Origin of the sequence: uncultured Bifidobacterium sp., assembly GCF_949292005.1 — a bacterium.
Classification (GTDB): domain Bacteria; phylum Actinomycetota; class Actinomycetes; order Actinomycetales; family Bifidobacteriaceae; genus Bifidobacterium.
Genome location: NZ_CASEXV010000060.1, coordinates 68,189 through 83,984, shown reverse-complemented (window position 1 = coordinate 83,984; position 15,796 = coordinate 68,189). Strand labels below are relative to the sequence as shown.

General features: G+C 62.6%; 14 protein-coding genes. 6 read left to right on the top strand and 8 right to left on the bottom strand.

Features of this window, described 5'->3' with window-relative positions; all coding sequences use genetic code 11:
• The coding region (locus Q1X90_RS04665) for a 3-hydroxyacyl-CoA dehydrogenase family protein (protein ID WP_300767012.1) at positions 1-980 on the top strand (980 nt) is incomplete at its 5' end.
• 87 nt (positions 981-1,067) lie between these two features.
• Here the strand turns inward: Q1X90_RS04665 and Q1X90_RS04660 are convergent.
• Positions 1,068-1,529: a DUF4234 domain-containing protein gene (locus tag Q1X90_RS04660; RefSeq protein ID WP_300767010.1), complete on the bottom strand. Its 462-nt coding sequence runs from the start codon at positions 1,527-1,529 to the stop codon at positions 1,068-1,070.
• A 295-nt stretch (positions 1,530-1,824) separates the two neighbouring features.
• Here Q1X90_RS04660 and Q1X90_RS04655 point away from each other — a divergent pair, with 295 nt between their 5' ends.
• The 3 genes from Q1X90_RS04655 (at position 1,825) to Q1X90_RS04645 (ending at position 5,259) form a co-directional block, all read left to right on the top strand.
• On the top strand, positions 1,825-3,015 hold the full coding sequence (locus Q1X90_RS04655) for a MalY/PatB family protein (protein ID WP_366944459.1): 1,191 nt from the start codon (positions 1,825-1,827) through the stop codon (positions 3,013-3,015).
• A gap of 41 nt (positions 3,016-3,056) precedes the next feature.
• Positions 3,057-4,427: a Na+/H+ antiporter NhaA gene (locus tag Q1X90_RS04650; protein ID WP_300767035.1), complete on the top strand. Its 1,371-nt coding sequence runs from the start codon at positions 3,057-3,059 to the stop codon at positions 4,425-4,427.
• A gap of 136 nt (positions 4,428-4,563) precedes the next feature.
• Positions 4,564-5,259: a TIGR00730 family Rossman fold protein gene (locus Q1X90_RS04645; protein ID WP_300767033.1), complete on the top strand. Its 696-nt coding sequence runs from the start codon at positions 4,564-4,566 to the stop codon at positions 5,257-5,259.
• On the opposite strand, the gene Q1X90_RS04640 is transcribed toward Q1X90_RS04645, so the two are convergent.
• From Q1X90_RS04640 to Q1X90_RS04630, 3 genes are all read right to left on the bottom strand, one after another.
• Positions 5,231-5,932: a methyltransferase gene (locus Q1X90_RS04640; RefSeq protein ID WP_300767006.1), complete on the bottom strand. Its 702-nt coding sequence runs from the start codon at positions 5,930-5,932 to the stop codon at positions 5,231-5,233. The two genes, Q1X90_RS04645 and Q1X90_RS04640, sit on opposite strands and share 29 nt — an antisense overlap.
• A gap of 72 nt (positions 5,933-6,004) precedes the next feature.
• Positions 6,005-7,111: a 2Fe-2S iron-sulfur cluster-binding protein gene (locus tag Q1X90_RS04635; protein ID WP_300767004.1), complete on the bottom strand. Its 1,107-nt coding sequence runs from the start codon at positions 7,109-7,111 to the stop codon at positions 6,005-6,007.
• Between the two features lie 117 nt (positions 7,112-7,228).
• Positions 7,229-9,079 carry an FAD-binding protein gene (locus Q1X90_RS04630; protein WP_300767002.1) on the bottom strand — a complete coding sequence of 617 codons (1,851 nt, stop codon included), beginning with the start codon at positions 9,077-9,079 and terminating at the stop codon, positions 7,229-7,231.
• A 65-nt stretch (positions 9,080-9,144) separates the two neighbouring features.
• On the opposite strand from Q1X90_RS04630, the gene Q1X90_RS04625 reads away from it, so the two are divergent.
• A complete protein-coding gene (locus Q1X90_RS04625; protein ID WP_300767000.1) occupies positions 9,145-9,561 on the top strand; it encodes an MGMT family protein in 417 nt (138 codons plus the stop codon).
• Here the strand turns inward: Q1X90_RS04625 and Q1X90_RS04620 are convergent.
• The 4 genes from Q1X90_RS04620 to Q1X90_RS04605 form a co-directional block, all read right to left on the bottom strand.
• Positions 9,482-10,984 (bottom strand): DNA-processing protein DprA, encoded by a 1,503-nt coding sequence (locus Q1X90_RS04620; protein WP_300766998.1) that lies wholly within the window; start codon positions 10,982-10,984, stop codon positions 9,482-9,484. The genes Q1X90_RS04625 and Q1X90_RS04620 overlap by 80 nt on opposite strands.
• Position 10,985: 1 nt before the next feature.
• On the bottom strand, positions 10,986-12,521 hold the full coding sequence (locus Q1X90_RS04615; protein ID WP_300766996.1) for a YifB family Mg chelatase-like AAA ATPase: 1,536 nt from the start codon (positions 12,519-12,521) through the stop codon (positions 10,986-10,988).
• Entirely contained in the window at positions 12,521-13,012 is a 492-nt protein-coding gene (locus tag Q1X90_RS04610; RefSeq protein ID WP_300766994.1) for a YraN family protein, read from the bottom strand. The genes Q1X90_RS04615 and Q1X90_RS04610 overlap by 1 nt, the downstream gene beginning before the upstream one ends.
• Before the next feature lie 115 nt (positions 13,013-13,127).
• Positions 13,128-14,003 carry a pyridoxamine kinase gene (locus Q1X90_RS04605; protein WP_300766992.1) on the bottom strand — a complete coding sequence of 292 codons (876 nt, stop codon included), beginning with the start codon at positions 14,001-14,003 and terminating at the stop codon, positions 13,128-13,130.
• 323 nt (positions 14,004-14,326) lie between these two features.
• Here Q1X90_RS04605 and Q1X90_RS04600 point away from each other — a divergent pair, with 323 nt between their 5' ends.
• Complete coding sequence (locus Q1X90_RS04600; protein ID WP_300766990.1) at positions 14,327-15,643, top strand: O-acetylhomoserine aminocarboxypropyltransferase/cysteine synthase family protein; 1,317 nt, start codon at positions 14,327-14,329, stop codon at positions 15,641-15,643.
• Positions 15,644-15,796 lie beyond the last annotated feature (153 nt).

Sequence of the window (15,796 nt, the reverse complement as noted above, 5' to 3'; positions counted from 1 at the left end):
TCGGATCGGGCACGATGGGTCATGCCACCGCCCTGCAGTTCGCCTGGCACGGATACTCCGTGCGCATGCTCGACGTGTCCGATCAGGCGCTGAAACGTGGGCTGGCGTTGATCGACGCGGATCTGGCGATGTTCGTCGACAAGGGCATCGTTGATCGGGGGTACGTTGAGGCCATCAGGTCGCGGATCGCGCCGACGACCGATTTCAGCGAGGCGTTGTCCGGCGCCGACTTCGTCATCGAGTCGGTTCTTGAGGATCTGGAGGTCAAGCGCGACGTATGGCGGCATGCCGAGGAGTGCGCGCCCGAGGACGCGATCTTCGCGACCAACACCTCGGGACTGAGCCCCACGGCCATAGCGCAGGTTCTGAAGCATCCCGAGCGTTTCCTGGTCGCTCACTTCTACAACCCCGCGCATCTGATGCCGCTGGTGGAGGTGGTGCCCGCGCGGCAGACGGATCCGCGGATCGTGGAGCGCACGGTGGCGCTTCTCGATTCCGTCGGCAAGCACGCGGTCGCGTTGGACCGGGAGGCACCGGGATTCGTGGGCAACCGCATCCAGGCGGCCGTCATCCGTGAGGCGCTGTACATCATCCGTCAGGACATCGCGAGCCCGCAGGCGGTCGACGACATCGTCAAATACAGTCTCGGATTGCGGTGGAGCGTTCTTGGTCCGGTCATCAGCGCCGATCTGGGTGGGCTGGACGTGTTCGACACGCTGATGCGCTATCTGTCCCCGGAACTGAGCAGCGAGCAGGCGGCCGATCCACTGCTGGAGGAGAAGGTCCGCGACGGGAATCTGGGGTTGAAGACGGGTCGCGGATTCTACGACTGGACGGGCGAGCAGGGCGCCGAGATCGTGCGCGAGCGCGACGAGCGGCTGCTTGACGCCATGAGCCGGGAGCTGGCGGATCGAGAGCTGGCAGACCGGGAGCTGGCAGACCGGGAGCTGGCGCATCGGAAGTCGACGCACAAGTCGTGACGCGAGAGGGATCCCTGTGGGAGGATCCTGAAGCGAATGATGAGCGGGCTTGGGCACGCCGCCGGGCATGGCCCGCTCATCGTCCCGTCATCCCCGCTGGTTGTAGTCCTCGGCTAGCTCGTTCATCGCATGAAGGAATTTGTACATGTAGATGAACGGGCCGACGACGATAAGCGATCCGAGAACGCCCCACAGCCAGTAGTCGGATGCGGACAGCTTTCTCGCATGTCCTCGGCGTTGCAGCTCGTCGCCGATTCTGTTGCTGATCCGATGGCACCAGACAAGCCATCCGATGCCCGCCGTGATCCAACCGACGAGGAAGACCATCAGGCAGTAGTGCATGGTCTTCTTACCGTCATACCTGTTTGCGATGAGATTGAGCGTGTTCGTGGATTCCGTCATGACCACGATGTCGTAGATGCCGAGGGTGATGAAACCGAGAAGAACGAATTTCGCCAGACTCCGATTCGTTTTGCGTCGTCCCACGGGAGACTGTATCGGCGGCAAAGAGGTTTCCGTGCCGCGAACTTGGAATTGCTGACTGTTCATGATGTTTTCCCCTCTCACGTTCCCATCCTGTGCTGCTCAGCGTGCGTTCGACCCGTCAATGCCATCCTCGACGAACACACGGTGATGCCCCTTGTCAGAATAATGTGGCTGACGGACGGGCTTACGTCGGAGCGGCTTACGTCGGATGACTGATGCGGCGTCGCAACACAACTCGGCAAAACCTGTGAGATACCATGAACAGGTCCATAGGGAACAGGTCGACAGCGGGAACAGGTCGACGGCGCGGGGAACGCGGAGAGAGACAGAGAGCAGAGAACGACGTATGACGCGGAACGTGTATGACTTCACTACGGTGGTCGACCGACATGGAACGGGATCCGAGAAATGGCATCTCATCGACGAGAACATGGGGGAGGGCAACGGCGATGTGCTGGCGCTGTCCGTCGCGGATATGGAGTTCCGTCCCGCTCCGCAGATCGTGGACGCCCTTGTGGAGTCGGCCAGGAATGACATCTTCGGATACGACTACGTGACCGACGCGTATCGCGACGCCGTCGTCTCATGGATGTCCCGCCGTCACGGATTCGAGGTCGATCCCGCGTGGATCAGCGTGTCCGACGGCGTGATGCCCGCGGTCAACGTGGCGCTGCGCGCGTTCACGCATCCCGGGGACAGAGTCATCATCCAGCGTCCGGTGTACTACCCGTTCACGATGGCCGCCGAGCACACCGGTCTGACCATCCTCGACAACGAGCTCATCCTCGGCGATGACGGACGATACGTGATGGACTTCGACGATCTTGAGCGGAAGGCGTCGGATCCGCGATGTACGGCCATCATCGTCTGCAATCCCCACAATCCCGTCGGCAGGGTGTGGACGTCCGACGAGTTGCGGCGTCTGGGCGACATCGCCATCGAGAACGGTCTGACCATTCTGTGCGACGAGATCCATGCCGACTTCGCATACCCTGGGTATCATGTGACCATGTTCTCCACGTTGGGGGAGAAATACGCGCGGCACTGCCTGGAGTTCACGGCTCCCACCAAAACATTCAACCTTGCGGGACTTCTGTGCTCCAACGTGATCATTCCCGATCCGGAGCGCAAGCGCGCCTTCGACATCGCCGCGAAGAACATCGGAGGTCTTACGGTCAGCCATTTCGGACTCGTCGCATGCCGTGCCGCGTACACGTCGGCCGGGGCGTGGTTGGATGAGCTGCAAGGGGTTCTGTCGTCCAATCTGTCGATTGTCCGCGAGATGGCGGATTCCTGCGATGGTCTGCGTCTGATCGAACCGGAGGGCACATATCTCGCATGGCTTGATTGCCGGGAACTGGGGTTGGATTCCGACGCACTGCGCGATATCATGCGGGGCACCGGTCGCGTCTACCTTGATGAGGGGTCCTTGTTCGGCCGGTCGGGATGTGGTTTCGAACGTCTCAACCTCGCCTGTCCCACCGCCATGATGGAACGCGCGGTTTCGGGCATCGCGGACGCCGCCCGATCGGTGTCTGCGGGGCGATGAGTGGTGACGGTTCCTCGTCGTCCTCGACGGGGGAGACAACGTTGCCGCGTCGATGTTTGCGTCCACTATCGCGTTGTGTGAGGCGCTTGGCTTATTCGGAACGGGCCTCCGGACTGATCATGCTCGCATGCGCCCTGATTGGACTGTGTTTGGCGAACCTTCCATGGACATCCTCGGGATTCCGTTCGGTGGTTGACGCCAGACTCGCGCTTCCCGAATCGTTTGGTCCGCTGTTCTCGTCGTGGTCCATAACCGTGGGTGACGCCGTTCAGGACGGTCTACTCACAGTGTTCTTTCTGGTGGTTGGATTGGATCTCCGCCAGGAGATGGCCACCGGATCGCTGAATGATCCGCGGTCCGCAGCTGTTCCCATGATTTCGGCCGTCGGCGGGATGCTTGCTCCACCGGTGGTGTTCGCGGCGGTCTGTGCCGCTTTCGCCTTGTGGGGACCGGGGGATGTCGGGCAGGTGATAGTCGAGGCAACGGCGGTTGATGTCGGTGGTGCCTTGCGGGGATGGGCTGTACCGACAGCCACCGACATAGCATTCTCGCTGTCGGTGTTGTCCCTGTTCGCGGCGTCTCTTCCCGGAGCTATCCGGGCGTTCCTCATGACGCTGGCGACCGTTGATGATCTTCTGGCGATAGTCGTCATCGCGGTGTTCTTCTCTTCCCCGGGGCAATGGTGGTGGTTCCTGGGCATTGTCGCTTGTGCCGCATTATGGGCCTTCCTTGTGCGGCGGCGGCGTGTTCCGTGGCCTGTCGTCGCGCTGGTCGGGATTCTCGCGTGGTTCATGATGGACATGGCCGGTGTCCACCCGACTTTGGCGGGAGTGGTCGTCGGGCTGTGCACTCCGGCCCGGGAGATCCATGGCGAGAGGACGCCGCGCGCGGGACGGTATCGCGATCGTCTTCAGCCATTCTCGTCACTGTTGGCGTTGCCGGTGTTCGCGGTCGTGGCGGCTGGTGTGACAGTGGGGAACGTCACATGGACCTCGCTGTTCTCCCCAATCGTGGTGGCGCTTATTCTCGCTTTGGTTTTGGGGAAGCCTGCGGGAGTGATGGCTGCCGCGTGGCTGTCCACCCGCGGGGGACGGCTGCGGCTGGCACCCGGCCTTCGCGTCCGGGACCTGATTCCCATGGCCTGCGCCTGCGGCATCGGATTCACCGTCGCGCTGCTTCTGGCGTCGCTGGCCTATCCCAGCGCGATGCTGTCGGCCCAGGCGCGCATAGGCGTTCTTATGGGCTCGTTCGTCGCCGCAGTGCTGTCCTCCGTGCTGCTGCACAGACAGTCCGCCCGCTTTGTGCGGACGACCGTGGGGGACACGGACGCTGGTAGCGTGGAGCCCGGAGGAATCATCATCAGAATTTCCGGCGACGAAGGGGCGGCATCGAATGACGGACACGACGAGTAGCCACATGGCTGACAGCGGCAATGATGGTGCGGGCGTGCTCGCGGATGGCATCCACGCTGAGGGATCAATCCACGGTGAGGAATCACATGGGAGAACCGTCGGGGAACCGGATGATGGAACGTATACCCGTGGTCCGATGATCATGCGCGGCCCCATGATTCCGCCCGACACCACCACGGGAAATCTGCTCAAGCGCGGGCAGCCCGCCGAATGGCGCCATTCCGACGCCTGGCGGGTGCTGAGGATCCAGTCGGAGTTCGTGGACGGCTTCGACGCGTTGGCCGAGCTGGGGCCGGCGGTCACGGTGTTCGGATCGGCGCGTGTGGGTGCGGATGACGCGGCCTATGACGCCGCCCGACGTATGGGGCATGACATCGCGTCCCAGGGCGTGGCCGTCATCACAGGGGGAGGGCCTGGTGTCATGGAGGCCGCAAACCGCGGCGCATCCGAGGTCGGCGGCGTGTCCGTGGGACTCGGCATCGAGCTTCCGCACGAGCAGGGGCTCAACGAATGGGTCAACCTGGGGATGACCTTCCGGTATTTCTTCGTGCGCAAGACGATGTTCGTCAAATACTCGTCCGGCGTGATCGTGTGCCCCGGGGGATTCGGAACGCTGGACGAGATGTTCGAGCTGCTGACGCTCGTGCAGACGCACAAGTCCACGTCCATGCCCATCGTCCTGTTCGACACGGCATATTGGACGGGACTTCTCGATTGGGTCGAGACCACTCTGCGGCCACGGAAGATGATCTCGGCATGGGATCCCTCGCTCGTCGTCACCACCGACGACCCCCAGGAGGCCGTCAGCGTCGCGCTGCGCGACCTGCGCTAGAGGACTGAAGATGGGCGATCAGCGTCCCCGTTCCGATGGATGTGAGGGTGGTGTCGAAGCGCTCATCGGATCTGACTGAATCGAGCAGCTCGCGCATCTGCATGGTTCGGTCGCTGTCATCGTTGGAATCGGGGATTCCATGCTCGCCGTTGCTGTCCGCCATGCCCATGGCGTCCGTGAGCACGATCACGCCGCCGGATCGCAGAAGTCGGGGAGCCTGTTCGAAGCTCCGTGAATAGTTCGATATGTCTCCACCGACGACGATGAGATCATAGTCGCCCGCGTTGAGGCGGGGAAGGAACACGTCGACGGGGGCTCTCACCGCCCGAAGCGTCGTCTCCGTGGAATCGTCGATCCCGGCAATCATCGCGCGTATGGCGTTGATCCCCCTATCCGATGAATCCACGGCCGTGAGCTGGCCGGATCCATCGAGACCGTTCACAAGACGCATGATGTCCGCGACCGCGCCGGTTCCCACGGTGATGATGGACTGTACATGAAGAAGACGCACAAGGAATTCCAGGAACTCACCCTGCGCCACGCTTCCCTGCGGCAGCCCGTGCGAGGTGGCCGCATCCCTGATCTGTGACACGTCCTGCGGCTCATGCGTCTGCGCGTCGTCCTCGACCGATGCCCACATGAGGTCGAGGTTGCGGTATCCGTTCATATTCATATCATCCAACCCTACCGTTGTATGTCGTGTCGTCAGTCCCCAGCGTCTGCGCGCCATCGCCCTCCATGCGCCTCATCCCTCGCGTACTGTGGTGATGAGGCGCCACATCTCTTCGCCGACGTCTATTCCCTGCGGGCATTGGCGCGAGCACGCCCTGACCGACTGGCATGAGGATATGCCGTCGTCGGTGTCGACGTCGCGCTTGCGCCGTTCGGTGGCGTCGTCGCGGGAGTCGTTGATGAACCGCGACGCCCAGATCAGCGCGGCCGGCCCCATGAAGGCCTCGCCGCCGGCGTACACGGGGCAGCTTCCCTCGCACACGCCGCATGCTATGCATGTGGCGAGAACGTCATAGGCGGACAGCTGCTCCGGAGTCTGGAGGTATTCCGAATCGCCGTCGTGTGGACGCTCGTCGCCATTATTCCCGCCCTTGTGGATGAGATAGGGTTTGAGCCGTCTGATTTGATCGAGCATGGGGTCAATGTCCACCACAAGATCTCGTATCACACGGAATCCGGGCAGCGCGGACAGCTCGATGATCGGGGGCTCCGATGGTGAGGCTGGGAGATCCGGCGTGAGGGTGGGAACGGATGGTGGTGTGGGCGTGTCGGACTTCCGTGCGGTCGCGTCTCCTGTGCGTCGGAATCCTTCCGTATCGGTTCCCGCTCCCGCGCGGTGGTCAATCCACTGGGACAGCGTCGCGGAGCAGAGAAGAGTGGGAGTGCCGTTCACGTTCGCCGCGTCCGAGCCGCACATGCCATGCCCGCATGAGTATCGGAACGCGAGGGTGGGGTCTTGCGTGCGTTTGATGCTGAGGAGACAGTCCAGCAGCGTGTCCTCGGGACGCATGGTGATGGTGTAGTCCTGTGTCCATTGGCGTCCGCGCTGTCGTGCTCGGGGCGAGGGGGCGGACGTCGTGCCGAAGGGACTCGACGATCGTTCGAACGGACTTGTTCTGCGGCCTCTGTCTCGTTCGGGCCGGGGGGTGAAACGGTTGACGCGAAGAATAACCGTGAGCTCATCGGGGAGAGCGGCTGTGGAGACCGGGGTAGATGTAGGGGCCTGGGTAGATGTGGCGGAGACCGGCGTGGAGGGCGAAAGCGATGTCCAATCGGTTGCCGAAGGGGCCGTGGGTGCCGTGGAGTGTTCCGCGGGGCGTTCTGTGGGATTGTTCGTCATCGTGTTGCCATCCTGTGTGCGGTGCGGGAGAGTGTCCGCCCTGCCATGCTATGTTGTGTCCGTGTGTGTTGTGTGCAGCGGTGTTCTATGTCGCTGCGTCGACCGTTGTCCGCAGATTTAGTACCCGCGGTTCTGGGGCGGGGTGTCGACGATGTGCACAGGCTGCCATGTCGTTTTGCCGCTGGCGTCCGTCATATCGTGGGCCAGATAGTGGACGTCGTCCCGCTGCGGGAAATCATGGCGATACAGAGAGCCGCGCGATTCGTGGCGAGCCGCGGTCGCATCCAGCATGACGGTGGCGAGGGTCATGAGGTTGCGTACCTCCCATATCGCAGTGATCTCCTGATTGAACGCGGTGGTGGCGCTGTGCGCGTGCAGCGCATGGGCTCGGGGGAGAAGATCGTCATGGATGGTGCGTCTTGCCTCGTCTATTCCGGTGGCGTCGCAGGCGACGGCCAGCGCCTGGTCCATCACCGTTCCCAGGTCGTTGAGAAGATTGTAGGCGTTGTCGTCGGCACCGGCGTCGTCGGGATGGGCGGCGTTGTCATGCTGCGTGAGCAGATCGGTTATCTCAGACCGCCGCCGCGCGGATCGTTCCTGCACGGATTGATCCTGCCAGTCGGAGGTATGGCTGCCGGATTCCAGGTTCTGGGCGATGGACTCTCCGGCCCGTCTGCCGAACAGGCATGCGTCGAGCAGGGAGTTTCCACCCAGCCGATTGGCGCCATGCACCCCCACGCAGGAGCATTCGCCCGCCGCGAAAAGACCGTCGATAACGTGGCGTTCCCCATCGTTCCACCGGTACACGCGGCCGTCGGTCGTGATGGGGATTCCTCCCATCGTGTAGTGGGCCGTGGGCTTGACGGGAATCCAGTCATGCGTGGGATCGAGATGGGCGTAGTGGCGGATAGTGTCGAGCACCTGAGGAAGGGCCGTGCGCATGCGGTTCGGATCTATTCCTGTCATATCCAGCCAGACGCAGTCGTGTGGTCCGTTGGGATTCTTGGGGTCGGGGACTCCGCGTCCGGCATCCACCTCGGACCGTATGGCGCGGCTGACGACGTCGCGCGCCGCGAGATCCTTCTGTGTTGGCGCGTAATCGGACATGAAAGCCTCGCCCGTCGCGTTTCTCAGGACGCCACCCTCTCCGCGGGCGGCCTCCGACAGGAGTATGCCCGTGTGTGCCAGGCCCGTCGGATGGAACTGCATGAACTCGATGTCCTCAAGCTGCAGGCCGGCGCTGAGTGACAGGGCCATGCCGTCTCCCGTCAAGTCCCATGAGTTGGAAGTCGTGTGGAACAACCGCCCTGCTCCGCCCGTGGCGATAAGAAGATTATCGGTGATTATAGGGCGGATCTTCCCCGATGCCATGTCGAACGCCACGAGGCCTTCGACTCCGCCTCCATCATTCGACAGGACAAGATCGGTGACATACCATTCCTCGGCGAAATCCACGCCTTGGGCCACGCACTGCTGCCATAGGGAGTGGAGGATCTGATGGCCGATGCGGTCCGCGGCATAGGCCGCCCGGCGCACCGGGGCCTTGCCGAAATCACTGGTGTGACCGCCGAAACGACGTTGGGCGATATGCCCATCCGCTGTTCTGGAGAAGGCCACGCCGTCATGTTCCAGACCGATGACGGTCGCCCGCGCCTCCTTGGCAAGAATCGCGATCGCGTCCTGGTCGCCGAGCCAGTCCCCGCCCTTGATCGTGTCGTAGTAGTGCCAGGACCAGTCGTCGTGCTCTTCGTTCCCCAGGCTTGCGGCAATCCCGCCTTCCGCGGACCCCGTGTGGGAGCGGAGGGGCTGGAGTTTCGACACCACCAGTATGGAGGGCGCGTGGCCATCGCGCTCGGTCATACGCGCCATCGCCGGCGATCGCAGAAGTCCGAGAGCCGCCGACAGTCCAGCCGCGCCGGCTCCGACGATCACGGCGTCGTAGTGGTTCTCCAATTCCTTCGCACTCATACGTTCAATAATCCCACACGTCCGGACGAAGATTCGAAACTCTCCGACGCGGCATACTGGTGGTTATGAGCGATGAGTCCTTTGCCGATTCCGTTTTCAGGGTGGTTCGGCACATACCATCCGGTCGCGTGGCGACGTACGGGCAGGTGGCCGAGCTGGCGGGACGGCCTCGTGCGGCGCGGGCCGTTGGACGGGTGCTGCACGGAAACCCGGAGCCCGGGGTCATTCCGTGCCATCGTGTGGTCTTCCATGACGGCTCCTTGGCGCCAGGATTCGCTTTTGGCGGAGCGGAGCGTCAGTATGCGCTTCTGAGTGCCGAGGGAGTGGTGTTCCGCTGTCTTGCCGAGGAGTCGTCCGATGCGTCGTCTGGAAGAGGTGATGTCCCTCGACGAGGTGACGTGTCTAGAAGAGGTGATGTGCGGAGTCCGGGCGATGGGGTTCTAAGGCGTGTGGATTTGCGCGTAAGCCAGTGGAGGCGATGACCGCTCCCGATCGGACCTCCACGATTCCTCTGATTTCCATGAGGGAGATCGTCGCGAGTAGTTCGCCCATCGACGTGACGCCGGATGGCCTTCGCATGTTCAGCCGCCGCTCGATTTCGTCCATCGTGGCCGGGACGTGGTCACGTGCGCATGATCTTATCTCCTTGAGCACGGTCATCGCGGTGTCGCCGTCGGGAAGATCACGCCACTGGCCATCGTCCGAGGGATGGCGTTCGCATAATCCCTCGGACGGCAGGGCTCTTGAGTCGCGTTCGCATGTCCGCATGCCGTTCGATATGCCGTTGCCGTAGCCGACCGAGTCGTTGCATGGGGAGGGATTCTCGCATGCGTGGTCATCACGAGCAAGATCGTCGATATCTGTGGTCGAATGGAGCAGAATCGCCTGCGAGTCGCGGATCAGCTGATGACATCCCGCATTTCGAGGAGAGTCGATGCGTCCTGGTATGGCGTACACGCGTCGTCCCAGCTCGTTGGCCCATCCGGCGGTGTTGAGCGCCCCCGAACGGATTCTCGCCTGGGCGACGACCACCGCGCAGGATAGTCCGGCGATCAGACGGTTGCGCAACAGGAAGCGGCGTGCGACGGGCACGGTTCCCGGCGCAAGTTCGCTGATAAGGGCACCATGGCGGTCGAGGATCGCGTGGAACAGCCGCAGGTTGCATTGCGGACCCGCGCGATCGAGACCGCCGGCGAATATCGCGACTGTTCGTCCAGGCGGAGTAGATGGGGATGCATCATTCCATGCGCGTATTGCGCCCCAGTGCGCGGCGGCATCCGTTCCCATCGCACCTCCCGATATCACGGTGTGCCCGGCGGCGGCCAGCTCGTGCGCGATATCGGATGCGACGCTTCTTCCGTAGTCGTCACAGCCTCGCGATCCGACGACCGCGATGGGCTCGTCGCACGTGACCAGACTTGAGATGTCGCCCTGTCCCCACAGGCACAGTGGTGTCGCCCAATCACGGCGTTCGGAAAGGTCGTTGATGCGTATGGGCCACGAAGGATGCTCCGGTCCGATGATCCATTGGGTCCGGTTGGCGGTGAGAAGAAGACGTCGGTCGTCGTTGTCGCCGGGAAGACCGTTCAGACGGGTCGACCATCGGACGAGCGAACGACGGAAGACGCGCACGGCCGCGTCGTTCACCCGCCCTCCCCAATCTTCGACGCCGGCTCGGAATGCCTCGTCCAACACGTTCAGGCGACCCTGCTTGCTGCTTCGAATGTCCGTCATCGAAAGATCGCGCAGAGACTCGATGTGATCGAGCGCGGACCGCGGATCGCCCATTCCGTGCACGGCGGCCTGCATCAGGGCGTCGGGTCCATCCGTGCACCACGCCAGAACGGCTCGTGCCATCGTCCGATCGTCGGGATCCTGAGGATGGGCGTTTGGGGTTGCGCGCATGTCATCGTGTCCTTGTTCGCAGCATGAGACCCTGCAGAATGTCCTGATCGCTGGGGGCGTTTCGTTCCTCGAGGTCCGCAATCGTCCATGCGACCCTCATGGCGCGGTCGGCCCCGCGCAGGCTCAGCGTCTGCTTCCGCACGGCGTCATCCAACGGTCTGCGGCTTCGTGCCGGTGTGTTCTCACGCAGCCATCCGCCTGAAGCCTGGGCGTTGCAGATCCACCCGTGATCGGCGTAGCGGCGCTGTGCGGCCTGACGCGCGGCTATGACCTTGTCGCGCATGAGCGCGCTTGTCATCCGATGGGGTTCGTCCTCGGCGGTGAGTCTGCTGGCCGGAGCCACGTCGATCTGTATGTCTATCCGGTCAAGGATGGGGCCGGATAGACGACCGAAATACCGGAGTCTCTCGCGTTCCCTGCACACACAGCGTTCGCCGTTGCCATAGTCGTATCCGCAGGGGCAGGGGTTCGATGACATGATGAGCTGGAATCGGGCGGGATACCGTGTCGACGATTTGGCGCGGGACAGCGTGACCGAGCCGGATTCCAAGGGCTCCCTCAGAGACTGGATCGCCCTGGGGGAGAATTCGGGGGCCTCATCCATGAAAAGCACGCCGTGATGGGCTCTGGTCACGGCTCCCGGACCGGCGGTACCTGATCCTCCACCAATCAGCGACGCGGTCGATGACGTGTGGTGGGGCGCTTCGAACGGTGGAATGTCGCTCACTCCATAGTGGTGAAGAGTGCCGCAGATGGATCGTATGGACGCCACCTCCAGTCGCTGCCTTTCGTCAAGTGGAGCCATGATGGTGGGCAGGCGGGATGCGAGCATGGTTTTCCCCGCTCCTGGTGGGCCGGTCATCAGCAGATGGTGTCCTCCCGCCGCGGCCACCAGAAGCGCGCGCTTGGCATGGTTCTGCCCGATCACATCGCTCATGTCCCCGATCGACGTCGGGTGCGCCGGGACATCGCCCGGGGTCGCGAGTGATGATCCGGTCGGCGACGGGCGCGGATGCCGCCTTGCCGTCCCTCCCATAAGATCGATGAGTTCGCTGATGTGTTCCACACAGACCGTTTCCAGATCGGGAACGAGATGGGCTTCGGGCTCGTTGCCCCGTGGAATGACCACCCTGTCGACATCCTGCGCCCGCGCATGCAGAAGCATGGGCAGCAGACCCGCGATGGGAAGTATGGTGCCGTCGAGATTGACCTCGCCAAGAACGATGGTCCGTGACACGCGGGCGCGGTCGATCTCACCGCATGAGCCGAGGATGCTCGCGGCTATGGCCAGATCGTGCGCGGATCCACGTTTGGGAAGGGATGCGGGGGAAAGGTTCACGGTGACTCTGGTTTGTGGCCAGCTGAATCCGGTCGACTGGCATGCCGATCTGACACGCTCCCGTGCCTCGCTCAAGGAGGCATCGGGGAGTCCAATGAGGGAGAAATAGGGCAATCCAGGCGACACGAAGGCCTGAATATCGATGGTGAAGGCCCGGAGTCCGATCAGGCCGACGGACAGGGCGTTTCCGATCGCCATCAGAACGCTCCCGCCAGATGGGTGGCGTGCGGGGCGCCGCCGCGCACGACGATGGAGACGACATCGAAACGTGTTCCCCGATGACGGATTCCACGAGCGTTCCCGTTCGCAAGCCATTGTGATGCCGCGAGACGTAGATTGCGCCGTTTTCGGACGGTCACCGCCTCAGCAGGGGTGCCGAATCTGTGGCATCGGCGTGTTTTCACCTCGACGAACACCAAATAATCGCAAGAATCCATCGCGATGATGTCCAGTTCGCCGAAGCGTGATCTCCAGTTTCTGTCCAGAACTCTCCACCCGTGTCTGGTAAGAAGCTCGCAGGCGAATGCTTCGCCGAGGACTCCGAGATCATGTCGGTTGAGATGGGGGTCGGACATCGCGCTGGCCGGGCCGGGTCCATTGTCGGGAAGAAGTGGAGATGAGGATGGTGACGGGGATATGGGCAGGGATGAGGGACGATTGGTGGAATCTCCATGATTGGGCAAAGGCATGCCCCCAGCACACCATGCCTTGAGTGGCGTGACGCGCTGGGGGCGGATATGTGGTCGGAGGCTTGCGCGCGGCCGACATGTCGTCGGTCACCCGCATACCGTCTTGAGTCGCGGTCTAGCGGACAAGCGCGGTGAGATCCCCCAGATCGAGTTCGAAGCTCACTCCACGCTCCTCGAAATTGGGCTGGTCGCGGGTGTGTTCCATGGCATGGCGGACGAATTCGCCGGCGAGTCGGGCGGACTGCGCCAATCCGCGTCCCGCCATCACGGCGCCGCACATGGCGGAAGCGAAAGCGTCCCCGGTGCCGTGGATCATATAGGGAAGCTTCTCGTGGGTGAGCTCGGTCTTGCCTTTTCCACCGGACTCGGCCGTCGCCACGTAGTTCCGCAGATTGCCGTCGTTGCGATCGATGCCCTTGAGCACGACGCTTTTCGCCCCCAGATTCAGAAGCGCGTCGATGATCTCCGTCACTGTGTCATCGTCAATGTTCTGTCCCGGATAATCGCGTCCGGTGAGGATGCTGGCCTCCGTGAGATTCGGCATCAGGACATCCGCCCCGTCGGCCAATGCAGACATCGCATCGCACAGCTCCTTCGTGTACGTCGGATACATGGCCCCTGCATCGCCCATGACGGGATCCACGAGCCGCAGCGCGTGAGGGTACTCGCGGTAGAGACGTTGGATGATCGCCACCTGGTCGGCCGATCCAAGGAACCCGCTGTACACGCCGTCAAGGTCGACGTTCTCCTGTCGCCATGCGTCAAGGTATCCGGAAAGGATGTCCGTCGTGTCATGGAAGGTGAAGACCTTGTACTTCGTATGCGCGGAGAATAGCGCGGTCGGAACGGGACAGACGTCGCATCCCGCCGCCGACAGGATGGGTATGGCCGCGGTGAGCGAGCACTTGCCGTATCCGCACATGTCGTGCACGGCCGCCACGCGGGGTATGTAATGGGGGTCTCTGCGATAGAGGTAGGTGTCGTTGGACATTGCTGTGACATCCTTTCCAAAGTGGGCGCCCCGGCGGTGGCACGTGGGGTGAGGGCTCATCCATGCCCATCCCCGGGGACGGCGAAGGTGTGATCAAACGACTTTGACTCTAATACCACGGTGATTCGAATGACCACGGCGTGGCCATAAACAGAGACATCTTGCATGGGAGCGTGCTATAGGTAAGTCCGATAGCAACGCGGTGGAACGCGGGTGAATTTCCCGCTACTCTCTCAATCAGCACCAAGGATTCAGTGGTTGGGTGTAGTCGATTAGAGCGGTGTGACGCGCAATGCGCCACGGAAACAACGAAGGAGACCATCATGGCGGACAACTCCCGCAAGTATCGTTTTGAGACGCTTCAGCTGCATGTCGGACAGGAGCAGGCCGATCCGGCGACGGATTCCCGAGCGGTTCCGATCTACGCCACCACCAGCTATGTGTTCCACGACTTCGATCATGCCGAGGCGCGCTTCGGACTGGCCGACCCCGGCAACATCTACGGCCGTCTGACCAATTCCACCCAGGGCGTCTTTGAGGACCGCATCGCGGCTCTGGAATCCGGAACCGCCGGACTCGCCGTTGCGTCGGGAGCGGCCGCAGTGGAGTACGCCGTGCGCAACATCACGCAGACGGGCGACCACATCGTCTCCTCCAAGAACATCTACGGTGGCACCTACAACCTTCTGCGCCACACGCTTCCCCGTGACGGAATCACCACCACCTTCGTCGATCCCGAGGTTCCGCAGAACTTCGAGGACGCCATCCAGGACAACACCAAGCTCGTCTATTTCGAGACCTTCGGCAATCCGAACGCGGACCTTCCCGACTTCGAAGCCATCGCCGAGATCGCGCACCGTCATCATCTGCCAGTCGTGGTTGACAACACCTTCGCGACCCCGTATCTGTTCAGGCCACTCGAGCATGGCGCCGACGTCGTCGTTGAGTCGGCGACCAAGTTCATCGGCGGTCATGGATCCACGCTCGGAGGAGTGGTCGTCGAAGGCGGGCATTTCGACTGGGCCGAGGTTCCGGGAAAGTTCCCCACCCTGACCGAGCCGGATCCGTCCTACCATGGTCTCAACTTCTTCGAGGCGCTGGGCCCCGCGGCGTTCGTCACCCGCATCCGCGCGATTCTTCTGCGTGACACCGGCGCGACCATCAGCCCCTTCGCCGCGTTCCTCCTGCTTCAGGGCACGGAGACGCTGTCCCTCAGGGTCGAGCGCCATGTGGAGAACGCGCTGAAGGTCGTTGAATACCTGCAGACGGTTCCGGAGGTCGAGTTCGTGTCGCATCCGAGCATCGAGGGGCGGCGCGACCACGATCTCTACAAGCGTTATTTCCCGAATGGAGCTGGATCCATCTTCACCTTCGACATCAAGGGAGGCAAGGACGCGGCCCGTGTGTTCATCAACAACCTGCATCTTTTCAGCCTTCTCGCGAACGTGGCGGACGTGAAGAGCCTGGTCATCCATCCCGCGTCGACCACCCACTCGCAGGAGTCGGCAGAGGAGCTCGAGGATCAGGGGATTCATCCCGGAACCATCCGTCTGTCGATCGGAACCGAGAACATCGACGATATCCTCGATGACCTCAAGGCAGGATTCGCGGCCGTCAGGGAGTCCGGACTGGCCAAGTAGGACGCGGTTCCGGTTCGCTTATCCGTCGTCGGCGCATGAATAACGAATCGGGGTCCGTCCGGGCGCCATCTGCGCGCGTCCCATAGGTCTCACCGCCAACCTTGTGTCGGCGTGGACCGTAGTCTTGCCAGCCATTGCCCAATCCCCCCTCAT

Excerpts from the sequence above, each read along its gene's own strand:
- Q1X90_RS04660 (WP_300767010.1), bottom strand. The coding sequence starts at position 1,529 with ATGAACAGTCAGCAATTCCAAGTTCGCGGCACGGAAACCTCTTTGCCG.
- Q1X90_RS04645 (WP_300767033.1), top strand. The coding sequence starts at position 4,564 with ATGATCATGCGCGGCCCCATGATTCCGCCCGACACCACCACGGGAAAT.
- Q1X90_RS04640 (WP_300767006.1), bottom strand. The coding sequence starts at position 5,932 with ATGAATATGAACGGATACCGCAACCTCGACCTCATGTGGGCATCGGTC.
- Q1X90_RS04635 (WP_300767004.1), bottom strand. The coding sequence starts at position 7,111 with ATGACGAACAATCCCACAGAACGCCCCGCGGAACACTCCACGGCACCC.
- Q1X90_RS04630 (WP_300767002.1), bottom strand. The coding sequence starts at position 9,079 with ATGAGTGCGAAGGAATTGGAGAACCACTACGACGCCGTGATCGTCGGA.
- Q1X90_RS04625 (WP_300767000.1), top strand. The coding sequence starts at position 9,145 with ATGAGCGATGAGTCCTTTGCCGATTCCGTTTTCAGGGTGGTTCGGCAC.
- Q1X90_RS04620 (WP_300766998.1), bottom strand. The coding sequence starts at position 10,984 with ATGCGCGCAACCCCAAACGCCCATCCTCAGGATCCCGACGATCGGACG.
- Q1X90_RS04615 (WP_300766996.1), bottom strand. The coding sequence starts at position 12,521 with ATGGCGATCGGAAACGCCCTGTCCGTCGGCCTGATCGGACTCCGGGCC.
- Q1X90_RS04610 (WP_300766994.1), bottom strand. The coding sequence starts at position 13,012 with ATGCCTTTGCCCAATCATGGAGATTCCACCAATCGTCCCTCATCCCTG.
- Q1X90_RS04605 (WP_300766992.1), bottom strand. The coding sequence starts at position 14,003 with ATGTCCAACGACACCTACCTCTATCGCAGAGACCCCCATTACATACCC.
- Q1X90_RS04600 (WP_300766990.1), top strand. The coding sequence starts at position 14,327 with ATGGCGGACAACTCCCGCAAGTATCGTTTTGAGACGCTTCAGCTGCAT.